The organism is Occallatibacter sp. FHG110214_02, assembly GCF_059115385.1.
Genome location: NZ_JBZYWK010000003.1, coordinates 41123 through 64394, shown reverse-complemented (window position 1 = coordinate 64394; position 23272 = coordinate 41123). Strand labels below are relative to the sequence as shown.

Genomic DNA, 23272 nt, shown 5'->3' with positions numbered 1-23272 from the left:
ATCAGCTACTAGCTCTTAGCTTCCAGCTCCTAGCCTCGTTGCTTTTTCCGCTGCATTGCCCAATCACTCAGCAATACGAGCTAGAAGCTAGAGGCTAGTAGCTAAAAGCTGCAATTAGTCAGCAACCGCAGGCAGCTCAGGCGCCGGGGCCTTGCGAACAAGGTCCGCGCGCTTAATCAGCTCTACGTCGAGGCAGAGCGACTGCAGTTCGCGAATCAGCACGTTAAACGACTCAGGCACACCCGGCTCGATGGCCGCTTCGCCCTTGACGATGGCTTCGTAGATCTTCGTACGGCCATAGACATCGTCGGACTTCGCGGTGAGCAGTTCCTGCAGGATGTACGCCGCACCGTAGGCTTCGAGGGCCCAGACTTCCATTTCGCCGAAGCGCTGGCCGCCGAATTGCGCCTTGCCGCCCAGGGGCTGCTGCGTAATCAGCGAGTACGGTCCGATGGAGCGAGCGTGAATCTTGTCGTCCACCAAGTGCGAGAGCTTGAGCATGTAGATATAGCCCACCGTTACCGGCTGCTCAAACTGGTCGCCCGTCATGCCGTCAAAGAGTGCCGTCTTACCGGAGGTCGGAAGACCCGCGGCTGTAAGCAGCGCCTTGATTTCGCCTTCCTGCGCACCGTCAAACACATTGGTGCCGAACCAGATGCCGCGCTCCATACCCATCGAGACACGAATCAGCGTCTCGTCGTCGAGCTCAAGCAACTGGCGAAGCGCCGCCGTGCCGGCAAACTCCTTCTTCACCTCTTCGCGAATGAAGTTCGCATCACCGTTCTGCTTGACCAGCGCGGCAATCTTCTTGCCGAGACCGGCTGCAGCCCAGCCGAGGTGCGTTTCCAGAATCTGACCAACGTTCATACGCGAAGGAACGCCTAGCGGGTTGAGCACAATCTCAACCGGCGTGCCATCGGGCAGGTACGGCATGTCTTCCTCAGGAAGGATGCGCGCGATAACGCCCTTGTTACCGTGGCGGCCGGCCATCTTGTCGCCGACAGAAAGCTTACGCTTCATGGCGATGTAGACCTTGACCAGCTTGATGACGCCCGGAGGAAGCTCGTCGCCCTTGGAGAGCTTGGAGATCTTCTCGTTCGTAATCTTGCGCAGCACTTCGATCTGGCGCGAGGTCATCTCTTCGATCTCGTCGATCTGCTCGTTCACCCGCGGGTCCTTATCGGCGTAGCGGATGCGCTTGAGGTTCTTCGTCGAGATGCGCTCGATGGTTTCGCGGTCGAGAATCGAATCCTTGGTCAACAGGCGCTTGTTGGTGCGCTCGTCGTGCAGGTCGGCGAGGACAACCTTGCCGCCCAGGATTGCTTCAAGACGTTTCAAACGCTCGTCTGTGAGAATGCGGATTTCGTCGCCAAGGTTCTTTTCGAGCTTGGAGATGTACTCTGCTTCGATCTGCTTGGCGCGCTCGTCCTTTTCCTGTCCCTTACGGCTGAAGATGCGCACATCAACGATGGTGCCTTCAATGCCTGGAGGGCAGGTGAGCGAAGCATCGCGAACGTCGCCGGCCTTTTCACCGAAGATGGCGCGGAGCAGCTTCTCTTCCGGAGTGAGCTGCGTTTCGCCCTTCGGCGTTACCTTGCCGACGAGGATGTCGCCATGCTTGATCTGGGCGCCGATGCGGATAACGCCGCTCTCGTCCAGATCGCGCAGCGAGTGCTCGCTGACGTTGGGGATATCACGCGTGATTTCCTCAGGTCCGAGCTTGGTGTCGCGGGCTTCGATTTCGTATTCCTCAATGTGCACGGAGGTGTAGTAGTCCTCGCGCACCAGCTTTTCGCTGATGAGGATAGCGTCCTCAAAGTTGTAACCGCGCCACGGCATGAAGGCCACGAGCACGTTACGGCCAAGAGCGAGTTCGCCCTGCTCCGTGCAAGGTCCGTCCGCGATCACCTGGCCCTTCAGCACGCGGTCGCCTTCGCGAACCACGGGCTTCTGGTTGATACAGGTGTTCTGGTTGGAACGCTTGAACTTGGTGAGCTGGTAGATGTCCGAACCAACTTCACGCGAGAGCTGCGTCGGGTGATGCTCACCTTCCACACGGATGATGATGCGCTCGGAGTCAACCGAATCGACAATACCGTTACGCTTGGCGAGAACCACGGCGCCAGAGTCGCGCGCCGTCACGCCTTCCATGCCGGTTCCGACAAGCGGAGCCTCGGCAACGAGCAGCGGCACCGACTGGCGTTGCATGTTCGCGCCCATGAGTGCGCGGTTCGCGTCGTCGTGCTCAAGGAAGGGCACGAGCGAAGCGGCAACCGAAACGAGCTGCTTCGGCGAAACGTCGATGTAGTCCACTTCAGCGCGGTTGACGAGCACGAAGTTGCCCTGGCGGCGAGCATTCACGAGGTCTTCCGTAATGATGCCCTCGTCATTGAACTCGATGTTCGCCTGCGCAATCGTGTGCTTATCTTCTTCCCACGCGGAAAGGTAGAAGCTATACGCAATCGTGTCGATGGTGCGCTTGCTGGCCTTCTTCAGCTCAGCATTGCGCTTGATCGCCTCATCCTTTTCGAGGTGATCGCCTACGCGCAGACCGCTTTCACCCGCGTTGACAACCTCAACGAAGTCGAGAATCTTGCCGTCCTTCACCTTGCGGTAGGGCGACTCGATGAAGCCGTACTCGTTGATGCGCGCAAAGCACGAAAGTGAACTGATAAGGCCGATGTTCGGACCTTCCGGCGTTTCAATCGGGCAGATACGGCCATAGTGCGTCGGGTGCACGTCGCGGACTTCAAAGCCGGCGCGCTCACGGGACAGACCACCAGGTCCAAGTGCCGACAGGCGGCGCTTATGCGTGATTTCCGAAAGCGGGTTGGTCTGGTCCATGAACTGCGAGAGCTGCGAGGAACCGAAGAACTCGCGGATCGCGGCCATAACCGGCTTCGCGTTAATCAGGTCGTGCGGCATGGCCGTGTTCAGTTCCTGATAGACGCTCATCTTTTCCTTGATGGCGCGCTCCATACGGACGAGGCCGATGCGGAACTGGTTCTCCATCAACTCACCCACGGCACGCACGCGGCGGTTGCCAAGGTGGTCGATGTCGTCCACGATACCGATGTTCTTACGCAGCTTGAGAAGGTAGCGAATTGTCGCGTAGAAGTCCTCCGGCGTCAGTGTCCGATGGTCGAGCGCCGTGTGCTCCTGGTTCTCGTAGAGCTTGATGTTGAACTTCAAACGGCCTACGCGCGAGAAGTCGTACTTGCGCGGATCGAAGAACATGCCTTCGAAGAGCGCAGTCGCGGTGTCGAGCGTCGGCGGATCGCCCGGGCGCAGCTTGCGGTAGATTTCGATCAGCGCCTCTTCCGGCTTGCGGATGGAGTCGCGGCGCAATGTGTTCGTGATGATGTTGCCTACATCGTCGCGCTCGGGGAAGAAGAGCTCGAAACTCTCTACTCCGCTCGAAAGAATCTTGTGCAGCTTGTCAGCGGTCAGCTCAACGTTGGCTTCCACAATGACTTCGCCCGTGGTCGTATCGATCACGTCAGCGGCGGTCAGAGCGCCATCGAGTTCAGCCTGCTCAACCTCAACCTTTTCGACGCCAGCGGCGCGCAGAGCCTTGAGCGTGTGCGCCGTAACCTTGCGGCCCGCGTGCGCAATCTCTTCACCCTTTGCGGAAACGGCATGCGCCGGCTTTGCACCGACAAGGTGCGTCGCGCCTTCGGTCGCCACATTCCAGAAGAGCTTGCCGTCAGCAATGCTCAGCTTATCTACCGTGTAGAAGGTCTTGAGGATTTCCTCGTCGCTCTTGAGGCCGAGCGCACGCAGGAAGATGGTTCCCAGGAACTTACGCTTGCGGTCGATGCGGACGTAGAGCGTGTTCTTCTGGTCGTACTCGAACTCCACCCACGAACCACGATAAGGAATAATCTTGCCGAGGAAGTAGGTGCGGTTGTTCGCCGTCTCAAAGAAGACGCCCGGCGAGCGGTGGAGCTGCGAAACAATCACGCGCTCCGTACCGTTCACGATGAACGTGCCGTTCGGAGTCATCAACGGAATATCGCCGAAGAAGACTTCCTGTTCCTTAATATCGCGAATGGTCTTGTTACCGGTCTCGGCGTCCTTGTCGTAAATCGTCAGGCGCACCGTCACCTTCAGCGGGGCGGAGAACGTCATGCCGCGCTCTTCGCACTCCTGCTGGTCATACTTGAGCTGCAGGCTCACAGGGTCGCCGCACTTGTTGCAGAAATCCGGCGTGTTCTTATTGTAGGTGCCGCACTTGGTGCAGAGCACGTCGCCAGGGAGGAACGGGTCGGTGATAACCGTGGCGCCGCAGCTCGTACAAGTGGTACGAAGGTGGTGCAGGCCCTTGAGGTGTCCGCACTTGCACTCCCAGTTGCCAATCGAGAAATCGACGAAGTCAAGCTGCGAGATGCCGCGGAAGTCGGTAATCGGGAAAACCGAAGTGAATACCGACTGCAGCCCCGAGTCGTCACGCTCGTTGGGCAGCTTGTCCATCTGCAGGAACCGCTCGTAGGAACGGCGCTGCACTTCAATCAGGTTGGGAATCTGGGTGGCTGTGGGAATCTTGGAAAAATCGAGCCGGCTGCGAATCGCGCGCTTCTCGTTGGACATGCTTCACTCCTGAGGCTCTTGTCATTGCCGCCTGAGACGCCCGCGCTGCAGGATGTGCGCTGGTTCCCATTCGGGCCAGTGAGCGCGAGTCTCGACGCGCACCGGCTAATACGTGAGCAGTTCGTGTTGCCTTTAAGACCGGGGGCACTGCCTTAATCCCGGCCCAAATCGCTACGCCAAGCCCAAACCGGAAAATCAGGCGAAAAATTCACAGCAAGCCGTTGCGAGGCATTTGGGGAGTACGCTATGCTGCGCACAATCGGAGAGAAGAAACGCTCGTTTGACTGAGCGCACTACTAATAAACCCTCAGGGAGACACGAAAAGCTCGTGAGGACGCGATTCCTCACGAGCGCGGCTCGTTGCCTATGCTCCCATCCGGATTCTCAAATCTCCGCTACCGCCGTTCCCAAACGCCGCTTATGCCGCTCGCCGGCCCAACCTCTCTCCCTATCCATAACTTCTTATTCCGCAATAAGATGGGAAGAGTTTGAACCCTCATCCAGTGTCCATCGCCGCTGCGCTTGGCCGCCGCCCCGACGCTTAAGACACCCGCCTGCTACCCGATACAAAATATCAGAAAATCAAGCCCGACTTCTGCCCCAGTCTCCGCACAACCACCTTCTGAGGACAGAAAGACGCGCAACGATTATCGTAGCGCGTTCTTTCCGGGCTTGCAACTTCTGAACCGCAGAGACTACTTGATCTCGACGGTTGCGATGCCTTCGAACTTCTTCTTGATCGTCTCGGCCTCTTCCTTGCTCGCATTCTCCTTGAGAGCCTTGGGAGCGCCATCGACCAAGTCCTTGGCTTCCTTCAGACCGAGCGCAGTGACTTCGCGAACGGCCTTAATGGTGTTGATCTTGTTCGCGCCGGCATCCTTGAGGATTACCTGGAACTCGGTCTTTTCTTCCGCCGCCGGAGCAGCACCGGCAGCAGCGCCACCAGCAACAACCACCGGAGCCGCGGCCGCAGCCGAGACGCCCAGGGTCTCTTCGAGTTCCTTCACGAGAGCCGCCGCTTCCAGCAGGCTCAGGCTAACGATTTGTTCCTTCAACTGTGCGAGATCCGCCATTTTCCTTCTCCAAACCTTTTGAAATTGTTTCTTACCGCGGCAGCAGTTCCAACTGAGAGTTTCCGACGCGCCAGACCAGCGCACCCTCGGCCTTCAATACTGCCCAAATTCTTGCCTGCCGCTTAATTAAGCAGCGCCAGCAAACTTTTCCTTCTCGACGCCCTGGTTGATAACCACAGCCAAGTCGCGCCCGGTGGCATTGACCACCGTGGCGAGCCGCTGTGCCGGAGCATTGATAAGGAACAGCAGCTTCGCGAAAATCTCTTCTTTGCCCGGCATGGTCGCCAGCGCCTTCACGTCTTCAACCGTGAGGAGCTTGCCGTCCACAATGCCCAGCTTGAACTGGAACTCGGCGTTGTCGCCGACCCACTTTGAAAAACCCTTGGCCAGAGCCACCGGATCGCCCGAAGTAAACGCTACCGCGCTCACGCCCTTCAGGCCCTTGAGCGCCTCTTCTACCTGGGTGCCCTTGCCTGCAATCGGGGCCAGCTTGTTCTTGAGCACGCGGTATTTACCGCCCGCCTCACGAACCACCTTGCGCAGCTCAAAATCCTGCGCCACCGTCAGCTTGGCAAACGTGCCAATAATTGCGGTCGTCGAAGTCTCGAGCTCCTTTGTCAGAAGCGCAACCTTCTCAACCTTCTTCGCTTTAGAAATTGCCATGTCTCGCTCCGCTCGACAGGGGACAGGGTGCAGGGTATAAGGGTGCAGTAAAAACTCAACCCTCGACCTTGAACTTCCTGACTCCCTTCAGCGCCATCAGGCGCCTGTTACGAATCCAAATCTCTTCTTAAAACCGGAGAACCGAGCCCGAACTCACAGATAACCCACTGCAGTCCACGCCCTGCTCCCTGTTTTACTTTCCAGCCGCCTCAGCCACTGCTGCGTCCAGCGGAACTCCGGGGCCCATCGTCGAGCTCAGCGTGAGGCTCTTGATATACTTGCCCTTGGCCGCCGAAGGCTTGGCGCGAACAACCGCCGCCACAACCGTATTGGCGTTGTCCACCAGCTTCTCTGCGTCGAAGCTCAGCTTGCCTACCGGAACGTGCACGAGGCTGGTCTTGTCGGCGCGAAACTCCACCTTACCGGCCTTAATTTCCTTGACAGCCGAAGCAACGTCCAGCGTTACAGTGCCAGTCTTCGGGTTCGGCATGAGGCCCTTGGGGCCGAGCACCTTACCGAGACGACCCACAACCTTCATCATGTCGGGCGTCGCGATCAGGGCGTCAAAGTCGGTCCAGCTTTCCTTCTGGATCTTCTCCACCATCTCTTCGCCGCCAACGAAGTCCGCGCCTGCTTCCTGCGCTTCCTTCTGGCGGTCGCCGGTGGCGATTACGGCAACGGTCTTGGTCTTGCCGAGGCCGTGGGGCAGGACCACCGTGCCGCGAACCATCTGGTCCGCATGGCGGGTATCCACACCCAGGCGCAGCGAAACCTGCACCGTCTCATCAAACTTGGCGTATTTCACCTTCTGCAGGAGGCTGACCGCGTCCGGCAGAGCGTAGGCTTCAGCGGTTACAGCCGCGCGCGCCTTCGCAATATTCTTGCTGGCTTTCTTTGCCATTCTTCCCTCGTCTCCCACCGCATTTGCCAGCCCTTTTTCAAGGGAACCCGCCGGGGAACAGCTTTCGCCGAATCAACCCAACCAGTCCAAATACCGTGGTGGTAGTGACTGCCCGGAATTACATTCCAGACACAATGTTGAATCTTACCTGAGGGAATCAAAAAAAGCAAGGGGTGCCTAGCCGCCGTTTGAACGGCGGCTAGGCGGATGTTTCTACCAGAAGAATGGTCCGGGGCCGAAACCGAAGGGGAACGGCGGGAACTGTTCCACCTTCTGCGGTTCATAGCGCGAGCCACCCAGGTCATCCTCGGTGAAGCTGAAGACGAAGAACTGGTTGTCGTTCGGGGTCATGCTGCCATCTTTCAGTGCTACCTGGTTCAGGAAGTCGTTGTCGTTGGCGATCCAGAGCGTGTGAACCTTGCCGTTCGAGGTCTGCACGTCGGGGCCGAAGGTCTCACCTTCAATCTTGGCCGGAATCTGCGCCGGGTCCCAGCCTGCTGCCGTCAGCGATGCGACAAGATCCACGAACAACGTCTTCGGCACGGCAACCTTGGCGGCATCGGTACCGTTGAGTTGGCTGATGTCGGATGCTCCGGAGAGGTCGATTTTGAAAAGCTGCTTGACCTTGGCCTTGGAAGCGTCGGCGCGGCCATGGCCGTCGCGCTCGTCTACCAGGAACTCGTGGTTGTTGAGCGCCAGAATCTCGCTTACGCCCGAGCCCGCGGTGAGCAGGTAGCCGTACTGATGCGTGACGCGACCGGAAGCGATATCGATGGTGACGAGACGCAGCAGGTTTGCCGCATCGCCGCCGAGGTTCGCATCCTGAATCAGCGCGTTCTGCATGATGCCTACCAACGTGCGGCCATCGGGAGTAATCGCGAGGCCTTCCATGCCCTTGTTGGCGACGCGGCCCGAGGTATTGCCGTCAATCTCAGTCTGGCCTATGGACGAGAGGGTGGTTACGTAGAACGAGGACGGCAGTGTGAAGGAGCGCGTGCGCTCTCCGGTGTAACGGTCGAACTCGTAGACGTAGGGGCCGTACTCGTCGGAGATGTAGACATGGCGGCCATCGTTGGAGACGCGCAGGCCTTCGGTGTCAAAGCGCGCATCGTTGGGGTCGCCAGAGTTGCGCCTGGGGTCGAAGTCATCGGAGCGTCCGGTGAAGTAATGCACCCAGAGGTTGTTGAACGGCGGCACGCCTGAGCCTACATCCAGTCCTTTGCCAGAGCCGTAGACAAGAGGCGTGGGGCTCCACAGCAGGGTTGTTGCCTGCAGTGTCGGCGTGAGTGTGAAGGGCGTTCCTGAACCGCTCCTGTTGGGCTTAAGGTCCATGGTTACGGTGTGGAAGCGGTTGATGTACGTGACGGTGTTATCGATTGCGTCGTTGAACTCGACGGCGTTGGGGCCGCGGTCCGGCAGGGCGAGGAAGGTGTTGCCGGAAACGTAGGTAAATGCCGAGCCCAGGCCGCCGAGCAGGTTCGCCTTGGCTCCGTTTTCAAGTGGATAGTTCAGGCCGGACAGGTCGGCCCATTGACCGGCGCGGGAGCTATCCATGGTGCCGACAGCGAGCAGAGGAAACGACTGCGCCTCCACGCGCTCCATTCCAGCAAGCGTCATTACGCCCGCAAGCACTGCAGTGCAGACAGAAATCTTCTTCACGGCTTATTTCTCCTTAAGCGAAAACCGGGGAGTGGTTTTTAGAAATACGGGAATTACCTTGAAGGCCGCGCTCCTGAGGGAGCACAGGGCCTCGCCGATACAAGGCAACAATCCGGGGAAGCCGCGAGGGCCCTAATACCCATTGCTGGCGCGGTAAGCGTTCTGAATAACGGCCCTGGAGAGACGAACTGTACTGAGTGGTGCACTAGTTTTTTGGGATTCCGCAAGGAAGATATCCCGCTGCATATAAAAACTCAACGGCTGGAGCCCTTTGGAAGCTGGGTTTTCTTCAACTTTTCATCTGGCTGGAAAATCTTTACGGCATGGGCCGCTGGCGCGGGGCTGGATTGCTCTCATATGGCCGTTTTGGCCCGTCCAAGAGCTATCATCAATGTTGGGAGCGATTCACCAATCATGTTTCAAATCAAGACCGGCCTGGCTTGCTTTTCTGCCCTTCTTCTTTCCTGCGCTGCAGCCTCTGCTCAATCGGCCCCGCCTGCTACGTCCGCTGTGAATGGCGTTGCCAGCACGGACAAGCCGGAAATTGCGGCTATCCAGAAGGTGGAAGATTCGTGGTCGCTTGCAGTCAGCAATCGCGACCAGTATGGCCTGGAGCTTGCGCTCTCGCCGCTTTATGTTGGGGTGGATTCCAACGGCAGCGTCAGCATGCGCAACCAGCAGGTGGCTGAGCTTATCAATGGGGACGATAAGACTATCCGCCTTGACCAGAAGGTGGTTACTGTTCGCATGCTGGGAGATGTGGCCGTAGCCAACGGCACCTATACCTTTCATCACAAGGGTGCGAATGGGCCGATTGATGAGAAGGGCGTGTTCACCCACGTTTTTCAGCGTGTGCATAACAACTGGTACTGCATTAACTCGCAGCGGACGCTGCTGCGCGAGGATGGACCTGCGGTGAAGCAGAAGAAGAAGTCTGACGCGGAGCTTCCCTTCCATATCCCGATCTTCAGCAAGAACAATTAGGACTAGCTGGCGCTGATAGGACGGTTCCTGGATTTTCCGTGAAGACTAGACACGAAGTGGTTTGTTTTGTTGAGATTACGGGACAGGCCACAGTCTCACAGGAATTCTTGCGCTCTATCTAGTTTGTTTTCATATATTTATGAGGTCTCTCCGGGTGTAGCCTTGCCGATTCGGCTTGTGGGATTATGTTTGCAAAATAGTTATTTACTCTTTGCTTAATGGGGCAAATTTCTTGTAAGTCATTTTTTATGTTTAGATTAGATTGGAATTTATCTGTTTACTGATTGGTAAGTAATCAAAGTTACTATTTTGGATTTTTTTGATTCTGGTGGATATGTGAGAGAAAAGCATGCCTCAGGGCCTAAAGGCCCGGTTCTTTCGGGCTGATGCTATTTGCCGGGGATAAATCCCCGGCCTACCTGTCAGGCACCTTCGCCATAATTGCGATGAATAAACAGAACGGCCCGATTCGATTGGAATCGGGCCGTTCTTCTGCTTATTTTTAGTTTGGCATAAAGCACCATAATTGAGCGCAAACTGGTTGAAGATTTTTGCTTAATGAAATCAATGAGTTAGAAAATATTTTCGGATTTGGGGCTTGACAAGGGTTTTCCACAGGCCAGGGAGTGGAGCGGCGTGCTCCCCCCTGAACTACGGCTTAGATAGCGGCTTTTACTCGCTTGGTTCCCTGCACCTTGATGGATAGGTGCACGAGAGAAAGCGCGGCGGGGGTTACGCCGGGGATTCGGCTGGCCTGGCCGATGGTGTTGGGGCGGACGCGCTCCAACTTTTCCTGCATCTCTCGCGAGAGGCCGCTGATGGCGTGGTATTCCAGCCAAGTGGGGATGGCTACGGCCTCGGCTGCCTTGAGCTTAGCGATGGATTTCTTCTGCTGGTCGAGGTAGCCGGCGAACTTGATTTCGGTTTCCACGGCGCGAGCCTCGTTGCGGGCTACGGCGCGGTCGATTGCGTCCTGTTCGCTGGACTCTGCCATGGGGACCAGTTCTGGGGTCTTCTTGAGTTCGTCTGCGACTGCACGCAGCACCGGCTCGATGGTCACTTCCGGGCGCTTGAGCAGGCCTGCCCAGGTTTGGCCTACGGTTGCGGTCAGGTTTTCGAGGCTAGCAGCCTTCAAACCGGCTTCCTCCACCTTCTTTGTGGCGAGCAGTTTTTCGAGGGCGCGCATGCGGGATTGCTTGGCTTCGAACTCGGCCCATGCTTCGTCCGAAATCAGGCCGAGCTTGCGGCCATAGGGCGTGAGGCGGCGGTCGGCGTTGTCGATGCGCAGGTGAAGGCGAAACTCGGCGCGCGAGGTAAACATGCGGTAAGGCTCGTTGGTGCCCTTGGAGATGAGGTCGTCGATCAGGATGCCGGTGTAGCCTTCGGTGCGGTCCATGGTAAAGGGGGCTTCGCCCTTGACCCACAACGCGGCGTTGATTCCGGCCATGATGCCCTGGCAGGCGGCTTCTTCATAACCGCTGGTTCCGTTGATCTGGCCTGCGAGATAGAGGCCTTCCATGGACTTGACCTTAAGGGAACGGTCGAGCTCGGTGGCGTCTACGCTGTCATACTCGATGGCGTAGCCGGGACGGAGCATTTCCGCTTCGTCGAGGCCGGGGATGGAGCGCACGATCTGGAATTGCACTTCCATGGGCAAGCTGGTGGACATACCGTTGACGTAGACTTCGTGCGTGTTGAGGCCTTCGGGTTCGAGGAAGAACTGGTGCTGCGTCTTGTCAGGGAACTTGACGATTTTGTCCTCGATGGACGGGCAGTAGCGCGGGCCGACGCCTTCAATCTGGCCGGAGTACATGGCGGAGCGGTGCACGTTTTCGCGGATTACGCGGAGGGTTTCCGGCGTGGTGTAGGCGATGTGGCAGCTTACCTGCGGCTGTGCGATTTTCCTGGTGCGGAAGCTGAAGGGGGTGGGCTCGGCGTCGCCGGGCTGCTCTTCAAACTGCTCCCACTTGATGGTGCGCCCGTCGAGACGGGGTGGCGTGCCGGTCTTGAGGCGGGTGGTGCGCAGGCCTAGACGGCGCAGGGCTTCGCCTAGCAGGACTGACGCCGGTTCGCCGGAACGACCAGCGGGGTAGCGCTCTTCTCCGCAGTGGATGAGGCCGTTGAGGAAGGTGCCGGTGGTGATGATGGTGGCTCCGGCGAGGAGTTGGCGACCGTCGCGCAGCTTGAGGCCGAGAACTCTTCTTTCCTCATCGAGAACGAGGTCTACGACTTCTGCCTGGCGGATGTGCAGGCCGGGTTGCGCTTCCAGAACTTCGCGCATTTTTACGCGGTAGAGTGCCTTGTCGCACTGGGCGCGGGGGCTCCAGACGGCGGGGCCGCGGGAGGTATTGAGGAGGCGGAACTGGATGCCGACGGCATCTGCAACCTCGCCCATGATACCGCCGAGGGCATCCACTTCTCGTACGAGGTGGCCCTTGGCTACGCCGCCGATGGCCGGGTTGCAGCTCATCTGGGCGATCAGGTCGAGGTTCATGGTGATGAGCGCCGTCTTGAGTCCCATGCGGGCAGCGGCCATGGCGGCCTCGCAGCCAGCGTGGCCTGCGCCGACTACGGCGATGTCGTATTGTTCGGTAAAAGCCATTCTTCTTTATTTTACGGGTGTTTTGATTTTTTAGCCGTGCCGGTGCACAAGATAGACCAATCCCAGATAGTCGTCGCTGAGCAGAAAACTATCCGGCCCGACGCGCAAAATGCCGCACGGCCTGCCATGTACCACCGGCTTGCCATTTTCCATGGTTAGAAAACCGGTGATGAAGTCCTGCGGTTTGCGGTCAGCAGGGGTAAAACGCGCTACGCGGTATCCGGAGCCAAGGCGCGGATGCCCCGCGCCATGCAAGGCTACAAGGAAGCCGTTGCCGAGGGTTGCGTCGCTTTTTGGGAAATACTCAAACCCCAGCGGCGAGCTATGTGCGGCAAAGGTTGTGTACGCCGGGGGGACTCCATTGCAGCTTGTCAGCGCTTGTGGGGCGTGTCCGAGTGCCGCGTTTGGGTCCGCGCCGCCCTGATGCCCGCCACCTGCGGTTAAATTTGTGCCAGCCGCTGCTACGCCTTTTTGCCGTCCATAGACGGAGTCTCCCGGCAGCTCTGCCATGTTTCCTGCAAGGTCATCCAGCTTAGGAAGAGGAGTGCGGTCCAGAACTGCTTTGCCGTTGGAGAAATAGCACGTTGGCCAGCCGTAATTTCGCGCGGTCGAGCCCATCTCCAGCTTGAAAAAAGTGTCTTCCGGCAGCCTGTCACCCAGGTGGTCGTCGCCCATGTTGCTTACGAAGACGGAACCATCCAGTTCCGGAACCTGCTTGATGGCGACTGCGTTGCGCAGGCCTTGCGCAATCAGGGTGGGGTGACTGCCGTCTGGGTCCATGCTTACGGCTGCGGCCCGCAACACTTCTTTTTCCTGGCAGTAGTTGCAGGATGACCCCGTGGTCAGCAGTATCTTGCTTTTGCCATTGAGCGTTGCCACTGTCACGGTGCGCGTGAGGTGCCAACCGCCATATTTGTAGTTCAGGCCATAATCGGGAAAGTGCATCAGCGTTTCCGGCGCGGATGCGGGCGCTTCTTCTCCCGCTTTGTAGCGGTAGCGCACCAGCTTGTCCGTCAGCGCGATGTAGAGCCAGTTCTGGCCTGTCGCTGGGTCGGTCCAGAAGGCGATGCTGTTCGGGTTTCGCAGATGGCTGAGATACTGCGTCACCTTGGTGAATTTCAGCGTGTTATTGTCCCATCCTTCGAGGATGTAGATGGTTCCGAGCCGGTTGTCGGCCAGGTTGTACATTCCCGTGGCAAAGATGCGGCCATCCGGAGCCTTGGCGAAAAAGCGGACCCGCTTCAGCCCGCTTGCTGTGAGATGGATATCAAACGGCTCCGGCATGGAAAGCGTGATTGACTTTCCCGGTGCATAGTTCAGCGTGTGCGGTTTCTGCGCCGTTAGATTTATGGCGGCAAGCAGCGTTAGAACAATCCAGCAAACGGCCAATCTCATGCGCCCAGTGTAGCGGCCACTCCTCATGCGAATTTCATCAGGCCACCAGATAGTCACTGGCAAAATTACGGCATCGGGCATACTATCCTCCCAAAGCATGCCCGTTCACCCTTATCCGGGAGGCCTTGCCGCTAATGGGATCTATCCAACTGAACTGGGAGCAACCCTCTGTTCCCGCTGCGCGCTTGCATCAGTCCCCAGAAGAACTTGCTGACGAACGGAAGAAGATTCGCCGGCTGCAGATGGTCGTCAACATGGTTTCGCAAGTAATTGCGCAGGATGCCGCGCTGTCTGTGGAAGAGGCCTCGGAGATGGTTGCCGATACTCGGCGGCTGGCGCTGGGGATGTTTCCTGATAAGGAGCTGGCCTTTAACCTGATTTACTGGCCGCGGCTGCAAAGGTTGATGCGCGAGCGCTACCGGATGCAGTAACAACCGAACATCCCATGACTCCGTAACGCCGCGCTTCCACCACTGATTTTCTTTTTCGGAAATACGGCGCGGGTATGGTATTTCTCGGACGTATGCCCTCGCATTTTGCCTTGAATTCCAACCGGCAGGGAACCTATCTGCGCCGTCCGGCTATCCGCTTGCTCCGGCTGGCTATCTTTCTGCTTACAGCGCTGGCCTCCGCACACGCAGCCACTATTCACGTTCCCGCCGACCAACCGACTATTCAGGCAGGCATCGATGCGGCCGCCAATGGCGATACCGTTCTTGTTGCGCCTGGGACTTACAAAGAGAATATTGATTTCAAGGGTAAGGCGATTACGGTTATCAGCTCGGACGGAGCGGCTAAGACAATCGTTGACGGCAGCCTGGGTAACAAGCCTGCGGTCTTCTTCACACACACGGAATCACGAAACAGCATTCTGAGCGGATTCACGGTTCAAGGCGGTGGGCAGGAACTCTATTACGGCCAAATGGGCGGCATTCTCATCCAAAACTCTTCGCCTACCTTGGTCAACGACATCATCACCAACAACCACTGCTATGGCGTGTGGGTGGAAGAGGACAGTGCGCCGTTAATTCAGAACAGCAACCTCAACAACACGCTGGATAACAACGGCGATTGCTCCTTCGCAGGCGGAGCGGCCATCTATCTGGATGGCTACAACCCCTCATCAGGCCCCACTGTCATCATCGGCAATACTATCGAAAACAACACACAATCAGGCTTGGAAGACGCAGGCGGCAACGGCGGTGCAGGCATTGCCGTCTGGGGCGGCACCCCGATTATTGAAGACAACATCATCCGCAACAATCACACGTTCGACGGCATCGGCGGCGCAATTCTTGTCTATGGCGCTGATGAAACTCCGGAAGCGTCCATTCTCATTGCGCAAAACCTCATCTATGGCAATGAGGCCGGAGGCGGAGGTGGCGCACTTGGGTTCGACGGCTATCTTGACGCCGGGCGGCTATACATTGTCAACAACACTATTGTGGACAATACATATAAAGATAACGAAGGAGGCAGTTCTAACGACTACGCGGTTTCTCAGATTTATTCAGGTGATTACGGCAGCGATGGCCCGAGCGCTGCGCTCGTCAACAACATCATTGCTGGAAATACCAGTGAACCCGCCATTCAATGCGGCTGGGGACTCAATTTACCCGATGAATCTCAACAGCCCATTTTCGACCACAATCTTCTGCTGAACTCCGGTGGGCCAATCTTTACATCGGACTGTATTGACGTTTCCACAAAATATGGCAATATCTCCGCCGATCCTAAGTTCGTCAACCAAAGTGGAAATGACTATCACCTGCAAGCGGGCTCACCCGCCATTGACGCGGGCAACACCAGCGTCCTGCAATCACTCGCCGCAAATGGCCTCACACTCAGCAAAGATTTCGACGGTAATCCCCGCGTCGCAGACGCAACTGGAAAAGGCTATCCCATTATCGACATCGGCGCGTATGAGCACACGGGCACGCAGGACGCCACACCGACAACCATTGTGCTCACGCCTTCGGCTTACACCCTTGTGGGCGGTACTCATCTGTCGCTCACCGCAAAGCTGATCTCCGCTCTCGGCATCCCCACGGGGACAGTCACGTTTTTCGAAGACGGGAAACAAATCGGAACCGGCACAATTGACAGCTCAGGCACAGCAACAATGAATACCCCGCCTGTTGTGCCGGGGACGCATAACCTGATTGCCCAATATCCCGGACAGGGAGGCTTTACCTCAGCCACATCCGTAGTCGTCATTGTGAACGCGGAAAACTATTCGGTCTCGCTGTCTCTGGCCTCCACGCCGAATCCGTCTTTCTCCGGCCAGAACGTCACCTTCACAACAAAAATCTCCACAACTGATTCCAACGGCCTTCCGAAACCAGACACCATCACTTTAACGGACACTTCGACCAACACCACGCTTGCCACGCTCACGCCCGATGCAAACGGCAATGCCAGTTACTCCACTGCGGCATTAGCACTAGGCGATCACTGGATACAGGCATCCTATCCCGGCGACTCTACTCATGCCGGCGCTTCCGCGGAAGTCGATCAGCAGGTCATCAACGGCTACGCCACTGCCACCACGCTCACCTCTTCGCGCAATCCCTCTGCTGTCGGCCAGTCCGTTACGTTCACAGCTACCGTCACATCTACGAACAACACTCCTGCCGGCACGGTACAGTTTCAGGACGGCAACACAACCATGGGGACCGTCACCTTGGCCAAGGATTCCGCCTCGTACACGACATCAACCCTCACTGCCGGTCAGCACACCATCACTGCCGTCTATCGTGCCAGCGGCAGCGACCTGGCCAGCACGGCGTCGCTTGTACAGACCGTCAATGGAGCTCCCACCACCACAAGCATCACCACCATCATCACGAACCCCACTCCGGCCTATACCTCCCCCACCATCTCCGCCGTCGTCCAACCGTCCGCATCCTCCAGCCACACGCCCACTGGAACTATCTCCTTCTCAATCGGCGGCAAGGCTGCCGGAACTGCGGCTCTCGGCCTCATTGGTGGTGTAGCTACAGCTTCGGCCTCTGTTAACGCAGGTCCCACTGGAAACTATCCTGTCCTCGCCACCTACAGCGGCGACTCTACGTTTGCTCCCAGCACCTCGGCGCCCGTCACGCTCGTTGTCGGCCAGGAAACTTCCTCCGTGGCGCTCGCCAGCAGCCTTAACCCCTCCGTCTTCGGCAGCGCTGTTACTTTTACTGCTACCGCTTCGGCGGGCGGCACAGGGACTCCGCTCAACGGCACATTTACCTTTTATGACGGCACAACGCAACTAGGCCAAGCGCAATCGGCCACAGGCACGGGCACCTTCACCACCAGTACGCTGGCCGTGGGCACACATCCCATCACGGTTGCTTACTCGGGCAACGCCAGCGTGGAAGCCGGCGCCTCCGCCACTTTGCAGCAGGTCGTCAATGCCTACCAAGGCGACTTCACGCTCACAGTAACGCCATCCTCCGCCAGCCTTTATACCGGCGCAGCAGCCAAGTTCACCGTCACCGCCACGCCGCAAAGCGGATTCAATCTGCCTCTGGCGCTCAGTTGCTCAGGCCTGCCCGTCAATGCCACCTGCACCTTTGTGCCGGCCACCCTCCAAAACGGTTCCTACTCCTCCACGCTCGTTGTGCAAACATCAGCGCCGGCACAAACTGCCTCCGCCAAAAGCCTTACCGGCGGAGCAACAGCCCTGGCCTCTCTTTTCACCCTCCTGCTCATTCCACGGCGTTTGCGCCGTAACTGGGTGCGCGGCCTTTGGTTTGGCGTTGCCCTGCTTGCTGCACTGACCAGCCTTTCCGCCTGCGGCGGTAACGGCACGCTCACCGGCGGCACGCCAACCGGAACGTATTCCATCACCATCACTGCCAGCACTACTGTCGTCGAGCCTCAACTGAGCCACACTGCGCCCGTCGCACTCACCGTGAAATCACTCTTTTAGCCATGCAAGGGAAACAGATGCCGTTTTTCTCAAAACCGGGCCCAGTCAAAAGCCGCATGCTGCATCGCAATTACTCCCGCAGCCTGCAATTCATTCTGGCTGTCGCGCTTTTCGCACTCTCGACAGGCACAGCATGGTCGCAGTCCTCCTATGCCGGCCGCCAGGACGTCCGCTCCATCTGGGCTGGTGGCGAATGCTCCTGGTTCTCCGCATCTTTTCCCTATCAAAGCGGCCAGCACATCTCCGGCTGCGGAGCCTTCGCCAATGTGCGCTTTACCTATCATCTTGACGTGGAAGGCAGCGCCCGCTGGCTGGCCTTTGGAGGCTACGCAGGCACCACGGAACGCAGCCTGCTCATCGGCCCGCGCTACATTATCCATCGCTATGGAAAGTTTGAGCCTTATGGAAAATTTCTCTTCGGGCAAGGTGAAATTCAGTATCCCTACGGCATCGGCTCCGGCAGTTACTTCGCACTTGCTCCGGGCGGCGGCGTGAATTTTCGTGCCTCGCGGCGGCTCACTGTGCGCGCCGAGTATGAGTACCAATTCTGGCGCGACTCTCCCGGCTTCGGGATTCAACCGCAGCATCGGCTCCATCCCAACGGAATCAATGTGGGTGTAGCCTACCGGCTGCTTTATTTCTAACTATTTATTTTCGTTGGCTGAGAGCTGGAAGGTGATGGTGCCCCAGAAAAGGCGTGCGCGCATCTGTACCGGCAGGTGGCGGTCATCGTCTGTGTACCAGATCCAGATGTTTCCGCGGTTCTTGACCACGCCGGCATCGGCGGTTGGCTGCACGCGGATGGTCTTGAAGGTGCCGAGCGGTGTCTTTACCGTCTCGCGGCCTTCCACCTTCATCGTGACTGGAACGGTGTGCAGCGCATCGACTACGGGCAGCACAAAGCTTTGGCCGACCGCGTCCATTGGCTGCGATGCGGCATAGAAGATTCCCGAGAGCAGGTCCGTTACACAACCGGCAATCGGCTGCTCGATGTGCTTGGTATCGCCCTTGACCAGGTTTTTCTCGTCCAGAATCGACTTCAACGCGCCGTAGTCGATTCGCAGCGAGGAGTTAATCTGTCGCCGTCCTTCTACCGTCTGCTTGTCGAACTCGTAGGTGCAGCCCTTCGCGCGGTCGAAGATGGACTGGAACTTGTCGCTCACGTGGAAGAGCATGTTGAGCGCGCCTACGGTGTCGGCGGTAGCGGAGATTTTTTCGCGGTCGCCCTGCTGCTCAAAGTGCAGAACGGCGGTTCCGGCGGGAAAGACACGCCAGTCTACCGCGTAGGTGAGCGTTTGCCGCTGGGGGAAGCTGAATCCCGGCTTGGGAGGAGGAAGAGTGAGCGCCTGCTGCGCCGTGGCGGCTGCAGCGAGCATGACAACAGACAAAAAGAGACCCAGGGATCGAGTATGTTTCTTCACCGGCAGCTTTTTAGCTCCTTGCAAATCTTGGACGATAGAGAGAAGCGAACGATTTACGCACAACATCTCTCAAGGCCGCGCGTGCAGCAAGAAACTCACTGCCGGCCTGAGAACGACCAGGCTGAAATACAGAAGAATTGCTCCTAATAGAGCATTGTACTCGCGGTGCTTGCGGTAAAGAGCGAAGGAAAACTGCCCCTTTTCCTCATCGGCTGCACTGGGAGCGGGCGTCAGGCGGGGAATCAAGCGCGGCACCTTGCGGCAGTAGGCGTCAAAGCCCGGAAAAGTGGCGCGCAGGAAGCGCTCCTCGCTGGCGATGACTGGGACGTAAATGGCTATGAACATGACGGTTAGCGCTACGGCTACCGGCCAGCTCAGGAGCGCAACGGCGAAGCCTGCGGCAATCAGGATGGAGCCCAGATAGAGCGGGTTGCGCACGAAGGCGTAGGGACCGGTGGTGGTAAGCTCCTGATTCTTTTTGACATATCCGGCAGCGTAGCCGCGGAGCCAGAGGCCGGGAAGCACCAGTGCGAGGCTCCAGGCCACGGCGACTGGTTGCGGCGCGCGGCGCCAGAGCTCGAAGAGGTACAGCGCGGCGGTGGCGAAGCCGAGCGGGACGCGAATGCGGCGCGCTACTTTTTGCCAGCGTGAAATCCAGTCTTCGGTCTGATTTATCTGAGGCCCCGTCAACGCACTGTCTCCGTAACTAACTCGTCTAAAGCTCCCAGAACATCTTCCGGGGTGATTGTGAGCAGGCCCGCTTCCGGCTCGTCTCGGCGGGTGTGGTCGCGCTTGCTCTCGGCGTGCCGCAGCACCCGGAAGGGTGCCCAGTTTCCCGAACCGTCCGGGGAGCGGAAGGGGCCGTTTCGGGCCGGGTCCGTGGGACCGAAGATTCCTACGACTGGCTTGCCGAGGGCGCAGGCGAGGTGGAGCGGGCCTGTGTCTCCAGCGACTACCAGCGCGGCGCGGCGGGTGAGCGCAACCAACTGCCCCAGCGTACACCGTGCAGGGGTTGCGGTTCCGCCGGAAAGCTCCTGAATGGTTTCGGCCAGTTCTTCTTCGCCGGGTCCAGCATTGACGATTACCCGGAAGCCGCGGCAGCCCAGACCGGAGGCTACGGCGGCGTAACGCTCCACGGGCCAGCGCTTGGCTCCCCAGCCTGCGCCGGGATTCAGCAGGATGATTTGGTTGGTGCTGCCTTCGAGCAGCTTGTCGCACCAGGCTTCGGTAGAGGCATCCACAGGAAGCTGCGGCTGGACGGGCTTGAGGGCGTCGCCTGCTACGGCTTCAGCTACTTCTACGTCCTGCTCGATGACGTGCACGCCCTGCGTGGCTACGCGTTCGGAGAAGAGCCACTTGGCCAGCGGCTCGCGTGGGGCGGCTTCCCCTATGATTCTGCGGCAGCGCGTCATGCGGGCAATCCACGCGGAGCGGACTGCGCCCTGGAACTCCAGCACGGCGTCATAATGGCGGGCTTGCAGGGTTTTCCGCAGGGTGCGGATTTCGTGGATGGTCTGGCCGGAGAGCGGGTCCTTGGCCCAGCCTTTTACGCTGGCGAGATGGATGCCGTCCACAAGCGGCTGCGAAGTGCCTCTGACTGCTTCAGGCGAAGCGGAAAGCAGGGGCGCCCATGCGGGCTCGACAACCCAGTCGATGGTCCACAGGGGGTGGGCCTGCCGCAGCGCCGTGACCGCCGGAAGCGCGTGCAAAAGGTCTCCCATGGCCCCCAACCGGACCACCAGTAAACGAAACTTGGATTGCGTCTGCAAGCCTCAATTTTCTCACACGGAGGGGTGCGGACTGGCCTTGCGAACCTGGCTCAGCAACCAGTCCAAAGCTGCGGATTCGTCTTCGATTTCTGTTCGCAGAGGAACTGTCTGCAAGGGCAGGCTGTCGGCAAGGCTGCCCAAACGGACGGAGTCTTTTTCCGTGGTCAGCAGGGTGCGGGCCTGCGTTCGGCGCAGGGCATTGTCGAGGCGCTGCCAGTCGGATTTTGTGTAGCGGTGATGGTCGCGGAAGATGAGTTTTTCGGCGATGCGCACGCCGGCCTGTTCGAGGCCGAGGAAAAACTGCTCCGGGCGGGCGATTCCGCAGAAGGCTACGATTTCGCCTTCAATGCGCGGGACTTGCATTTGCCTGCGGAGTTTCCAGATCGGGCCTTGCCAGCCCCAGGTGCGGAGTTCGGCTTCGAGTTCCGCTTCTTCCGTGGGAATGGCGATTACGCTTGCCCGCTTTGCGGCGCTTAACTCTTCGCGCAGGTTGCCGGCGGGCAGCAATTGGTCGCGCCAGTCGCGTTGATTGAGCAACAGCACATCGATATCGCGGTGCAGTTGGCGGTGCTGGAAGCCGTCGTCGAGCAAGTGCACAGCGAGGATGTCTGACCTTCGCTCTGATTCCGATAGCAGACCTGCCTTATAGCGCTGCCGCGCTACGTAGACGGACACATCGGCTTCGCGGGCAATCAGTAGCGGCTCATCTCCATACTGCTGCGCTGTGCCTTCTTTCTGGACTTGCTCTGTATCGTTGCCAGCACGACCGTATCCGCGCGAAAGCACATCGACGTATATGCCTCGCTCCGTCAGTGCCTGGGCTAAAGCAATTGTTAGCGGGGTCTTCCCCGCTCCGCCGGTTGAGAGATTACCGATGCTGATGACGGGCCACTGAAGACGGTTGACGGCTTCGCGGCCGGAGGCCAGGCGCTGCTCGCGCTGAGAAAGGCCGAAGCGGTATAGAGGTACGAATGGCTTGAACCAAGAGCGCGCGGTCATGCCTGCTTCTCCAACAACGCACGGATTGCCTCTACGCTTCGTTCGGTAGCTCCGGCCTGTTGCTCGAAGACGTGCCGTGCTCGTGCGCCCATGGCTTCTGCTGCGGGTTTGTTTTTAAGCAGTTCAATCAAAGTATCGGCTAGCGCATTTTTCTCTACAATCCGCACGGCATCCACGGCGCGGAGCACGTCTACGATTCCGCGAAAGTTTTCGTAGCTCGGGCCCATTACTACCGGGACTCCGAACTGGGCGGGTTCCAGCGGATTATGACCGCCAGCCGGAATCAGGCTGCCGCCTACGAATGCTACCGAAGCCAGGGAATAGACCGAGGCCAGCTCTCCGATGGTGTCGAGCAGCACCACACTGCCTGCGCCAAGACCATCCTGCGGGTCGGGCATCTGGGTCCACGCCGACCGACGCGCCCAGTAGATGCCGTCTGCGAGCAGCAGGCTGGCAACCGCGTCAAAACGCTCGGGATGGCGCGGGGCTATTACGAGAAGAAGATTCGGGTCGGCGGACAACAATTGCGGCCATACTTGCAACAGCGCCTGCTCTTCTCCTTCCAGCGTGCTGCCGGCCACGAGGATGCGCAGGGTTGGCGCGAGGCTTTTGAGGATGCGCGATGCCGTTGACTCCCCTGCTACGCGCACATCGAACTTCAGATTTCCGGCGACGGAAACGCGCTCGGGGACGCAGCCGATTGGGCGGAGTCTTTGGGCGTCGAGCTCGCTCTGCGCAAGGACAAGGCTCAACTTTTGCAGGAAGGGCTTCCAGAGGCCCCGCAGCGCCTGATAACGCGGCCAGGAGCGGTCGGAGATTCTGGCATTTACTACTGCGACGGGAATGCAGCGGCGAAAGCAGGCGGAGAGGAGATTGGGCCAGAATTCAGTCTCCGCGAGAATCAGCATCTTCGGCTTGATGGCTTCAAGATATGCCCGAACGGCCCATGGGAAATCCAGCGGGCAGTAGAAGACCCGATTTGCGCCGAAACGCTGCCGGGCGAGGTCCTGCCCTGTGCGTGTTGTGGTGGAAATCAGCAGGCGGTGGTCGGGCAGGGCAGCTTCCAATTCGGCTACCAGGCGGGAGACCGCCAGCACCTCACCGACGGAAACTGCATGCAGCCAGAGGACGGGCTTCTCTTGCTGCTTTAACTCTGCGGGGATGGCTCCAAGACGGGGAAAAAGCCCCTCGCGGTACTTCTGCGTGGTGGCGATTCTCCAGAGCCAGAAGGGCAGGCCGAGAATCAGCACCACGAGCAGGGCAAGGTTGTAGAAAAACAAAATCATCCGCTACG

Annotated in this window: 16 protein-coding genes; 4 read left to right on the top strand and 12 right to left on the bottom strand. The window is 58.6% G+C overall.

Annotated elements, in window-relative coordinates; all coding sequences use genetic code 11:
• Positions 1–114: 114 nt before the first annotated feature.
• The 5 genes from rpoB to AC5S3R_RS04175 all read right to left on the bottom strand — a co-directional run bounded on the left by rpoB (position 115) and on the right by AC5S3R_RS04175 (position 8886).
• Positions 115–4590 (bottom strand): DNA-directed RNA polymerase subunit beta, encoded by a 4476-nt coding sequence (gene rpoB, locus AC5S3R_RS04195; RefSeq protein ID WP_494265491.1) that lies wholly within the window; start codon positions 4588–4590, stop codon positions 115–117.
• 695 nt (positions 4591–5285) lie between these two features.
• On the bottom strand, positions 5286–5663 hold the full coding sequence (rplL, locus tag AC5S3R_RS04190) for a 50S ribosomal protein L7/L12 (RefSeq protein WP_494265490.1): 378 nt from the start codon (positions 5661–5663) through the stop codon (positions 5286–5288).
• A 126-nt stretch (positions 5664–5789) separates the two neighbouring features.
• The gene (gene rplJ / locus AC5S3R_RS04185; protein WP_494265489.1) at positions 5790–6326 is read right to left on the bottom strand and encodes a 50S ribosomal protein L10; all 537 of its coding nucleotides are present in this window, start codon (positions 6324–6326) and stop codon (positions 5790–5792) included.
• 193 nt (positions 6327–6519) lie between these two features.
• On the bottom strand, positions 6520–7227 hold the full coding sequence (rplA, locus tag AC5S3R_RS04180; RefSeq protein WP_494265488.1) for a 50S ribosomal protein L1: 708 nt from the start codon (positions 7225–7227) through the stop codon (positions 6520–6522).
• 213 nt (positions 7228–7440) lie between these two features.
• Positions 7441–8886: an esterase-like activity of phytase family protein gene (locus AC5S3R_RS04175; RefSeq protein WP_494265487.1), complete on the bottom strand. Its 1446-nt coding sequence runs from the start codon at positions 8884–8886 to the stop codon at positions 7441–7443.
• 414 nt (positions 8887–9300) lie between these two features.
• Here AC5S3R_RS04175 and AC5S3R_RS04170 point away from each other — a divergent pair, with 414 nt between their 5' ends.
• Positions 9301–9870, top strand: coding sequence for a nuclear transport factor 2 family protein (locus AC5S3R_RS04170; protein WP_494265486.1), 570 nt, complete (start codon positions 9301–9303; stop codon positions 9868–9870).
• Between the two features lie 658 nt (positions 9871–10528).
• Here the strand turns inward: AC5S3R_RS04170 and mnmG are convergent.
• Positions 10529–12472, bottom strand: a complete 1944-nt coding sequence (mnmG, locus tag AC5S3R_RS04165) for a tRNA uridine-5-carboxymethylaminomethyl(34) synthesis enzyme MnmG (RefSeq protein ID WP_494265485.1) — start codon at positions 12470–12472, stop codon at positions 10529–10531.
• Between the two features lie 30 nt (positions 12473–12502).
• Positions 12503–13948, bottom strand: coding sequence for a PQQ-dependent sugar dehydrogenase (locus AC5S3R_RS04160; RefSeq protein WP_494265483.1), 1446 nt, complete (start codon positions 13946–13948; stop codon positions 12503–12505).
• A gap of 53 nt (positions 13949–14001) precedes the next feature.
• Between AC5S3R_RS04160 and AC5S3R_RS04155 the strand changes: the two genes are divergently transcribed.
• The 3 genes from AC5S3R_RS04155 to AC5S3R_RS04145 all read left to right on the top strand — a co-directional run bounded on the left by AC5S3R_RS04155 (position 14002) and on the right by AC5S3R_RS04145 (position 18433).
• Positions 14002–14298 (top strand): hypothetical protein, encoded by a 297-nt coding sequence (locus tag AC5S3R_RS04155; RefSeq protein WP_494265481.1) that lies wholly within the window; start codon positions 14002–14004, stop codon positions 14296–14298.
• A gap of 92 nt (positions 14299–14390) precedes the next feature.
• A complete protein-coding gene (locus AC5S3R_RS04150; protein ID WP_494265480.1) occupies positions 14391–17789 on the top strand; it encodes an Ig-like domain repeat protein in 3399 nt (1132 codons plus the stop codon).
• A gap of 56 nt (positions 17790–17845) precedes the next feature.
• Positions 17846–18433, top strand: coding sequence for an outer membrane beta-barrel protein (locus tag AC5S3R_RS04145; protein WP_494265479.1), 588 nt, complete (start codon positions 17846–17848; stop codon positions 18431–18433).
• On the opposite strand, the gene AC5S3R_RS04140 is transcribed toward AC5S3R_RS04145, so the two are convergent.
• The 5 genes from AC5S3R_RS04140 to AC5S3R_RS04120 all read right to left on the bottom strand — a co-directional run bounded on the left by AC5S3R_RS04140 (position 18434) and on the right by AC5S3R_RS04120 (position 23264).
• On the bottom strand, positions 18434–19210 hold the full coding sequence (locus AC5S3R_RS04140; protein ID WP_494265477.1) for a DUF3108 domain-containing protein: 777 nt from the start codon (positions 19208–19210) through the stop codon (positions 18434–18436).
• Between the two features lie 69 nt (positions 19211–19279).
• Positions 19280–19900 carry a methyltransferase family protein gene (locus AC5S3R_RS04135; protein ID WP_494265476.1) on the bottom strand — a complete coding sequence of 207 codons (621 nt, stop codon included), beginning with the start codon at positions 19898–19900 and terminating at the stop codon, positions 19280–19282.
• The gene (locus AC5S3R_RS04130) at positions 19897–20931 is read right to left on the bottom strand and encodes a glycosyltransferase family 9 protein (RefSeq protein ID WP_494265475.1); all 1035 of its coding nucleotides are present in this window, start codon (positions 20929–20931) and stop codon (positions 19897–19899) included. Before AC5S3R_RS04130 ends, AC5S3R_RS04135 begins: the two co-directional genes overlap by 4 nt.
• Positions 20932–20991: 60 nt before the next feature.
• Positions 20992–21978 (bottom strand): tetraacyldisaccharide 4'-kinase, encoded by a 987-nt coding sequence (gene lpxK, locus AC5S3R_RS04125; protein WP_494265474.1) that lies wholly within the window; start codon positions 21976–21978, stop codon positions 20992–20994.
• Positions 21975–23264: a 3-deoxy-D-manno-octulosonic acid transferase gene (locus AC5S3R_RS04120; RefSeq protein ID WP_494265472.1), complete on the bottom strand. Its 1290-nt coding sequence runs from the start codon at positions 23262–23264 to the stop codon at positions 21975–21977. The genes lpxK and AC5S3R_RS04120 overlap by 4 nt, the downstream gene beginning before the upstream one ends.
• Between the last annotated feature and the right edge of the window lie 8 nt (positions 23265–23272).

Coding starts and splice junctions, on each gene's coding strand:
- rpoB (WP_494265491.1), bottom strand. CDS start 4,590: ATGTCCAACGAGAAGCGCGCGATTCGCAGCCGGCTCGATTTTTCCAAG.
- rplL (WP_494265490.1), bottom strand. CDS start 5,663: ATGGCGGATCTCGCACAGTTGAAGGAACAAATCGTTAGCCTGAGCCTG.
- rplJ (WP_494265489.1), bottom strand. CDS start 6,326: ATGGCAATTTCTAAAGCGAAGAAGGTTGAGAAGGTTGCGCTTCTGACA.
- rplA (WP_494265488.1), bottom strand. CDS start 7,227: ATGGCAAAGAAAGCCAGCAAGAATATTGCGAAGGCGCGCGCGGCTGTA.
- AC5S3R_RS04170 (WP_494265486.1), top strand. CDS start 9,301: ATGTTTCAAATCAAGACCGGCCTGGCTTGCTTTTCTGCCCTTCTTCTT.
- mnmG (WP_494265485.1), bottom strand. CDS start 12,472: ATGGCTTTTACCGAACAATACGACATCGCCGTAGTCGGCGCAGGCCAC.
- AC5S3R_RS04160 (WP_494265483.1), bottom strand. CDS start 13,948: ATGCCCGATGCCGTAATTTTGCCAGTGACTATCTGGTGGCCTGATGAA.
- AC5S3R_RS04155 (WP_494265481.1), top strand. CDS start 14,002: ATGGGATCTATCCAACTGAACTGGGAGCAACCCTCTGTTCCCGCTGCG.
- AC5S3R_RS04150 (WP_494265480.1), top strand. CDS start 14,391: ATGCCCTCGCATTTTGCCTTGAATTCCAACCGGCAGGGAACCTATCTG.
- AC5S3R_RS04145 (WP_494265479.1), top strand. CDS start 17,846: ATGCTGCATCGCAATTACTCCCGCAGCCTGCAATTCATTCTGGCTGTC.
- AC5S3R_RS04130 (WP_494265475.1), bottom strand. CDS start 20,931: ATGGGAGACCTTTTGCACGCGCTTCCGGCGGTCACGGCGCTGCGGCAG.
- lpxK (WP_494265474.1), bottom strand. CDS start 21,978: ATGACCGCGCGCTCTTGGTTCAAGCCATTCGTACCTCTATACCGCTTC.
- AC5S3R_RS04120 (WP_494265472.1), bottom strand. CDS start 23,264: ATGATTTTGTTTTTCTACAACCTTGCCCTGCTCGTGGTGCTGATTCTC.